Here is an 885-nt window from a genome sequence, read left to right as displayed (position 1 = left end):
CTACCCGATTGTTATGAGGAGGTCTTTTGCGTCGATCTGGTCTCCGGGTCTGACGAGGATTTCGGCGATGGTTCCGCCGGTTTCGGCGTGGAGTGCGGTTTCCATTTTCATGGCTTCGATACTGAGCAGCACGTCGCCGGGCGCGATGGTCTGGCCGGGTTGCACGGCGAGGGTGGAGATCACCCCGGGCATGGGGGCGCCGACCTGTTTGGGGTCGTTTGGGTCGGCCTTGGGGCGGGCCTGGAGTGTGCCCGAGGTCAGCCGGTCGGGCACCGCGATGGTGCGCGGCTGGCCGTTGAGATCGAAGAACACCCGCACCATGCCCTTGTCATTGGTCTCGGACCGGCTGAGGAATTGCACCACCATGGTCTTGCCCGGTTCGAGATCGACCAGGATCTCGTCGGACGGGCTCAGCCCATAGAAATAGACCGGGGTGGGCAGCACTTCGGTCGGGCCGTAAAGGTCCTGCGCCCGGGCGAACTCGGTGAACACCTTCGGGTACATGAGATAGGAGGCGAGGCGGTAATCGTCGATCTCCATCCCCGTCGCTTCTTCCGCCGTCCTGCGCTCGGCTTCGAGATCGGCCGGGGCCAGATAGGAGCCGGGGCGCGCGGTCAGCGGGGTCTTGCCCTTGAGGACCTTCTTTTGCAGCTTTTGGGGGAAGCCGCCGGGGGGCTGGCCGAGATCGCCGGCAAAGAACCCCACCACCGAATCGGGGAAGGCGATCTCCTTGTCGGGGTTTTCGACGTCCGACCGGGTGAGACCGGACGACACCATGGCCAGCGCCATGTCCCCCACCACTTTCGAGGACGGGGTCACCTTGACGATGTCGCCGAACATCTGGTTGACGTCGGCATAGGTCTGGGCCACTGCGTGCCAGCGGGT

At 64.5% G+C, this 885-nt stretch carries 1 protein-coding gene; it reads right to left on the bottom strand.

Annotated elements, in window-relative coordinates:
• On the bottom strand, positions 1–885 hold an 885-nt coding region (locus DVH29_RS16100; RefSeq protein WP_114647196.1), incomplete at its 5' end, for a biotin/lipoyl-containing protein.

Source organism: Pelagibacterium lacus (genome assembly GCF_003345525.1).
GTDB classification, from domain to species: domain Bacteria; phylum Pseudomonadota; class Alphaproteobacteria; order Rhizobiales; family Devosiaceae; genus Pelagibacterium; species Pelagibacterium lacus.
Note: the sequence above shows the minus strand (reverse complement) of the source record. Positions and strands in the feature narration are given on the sequence as shown.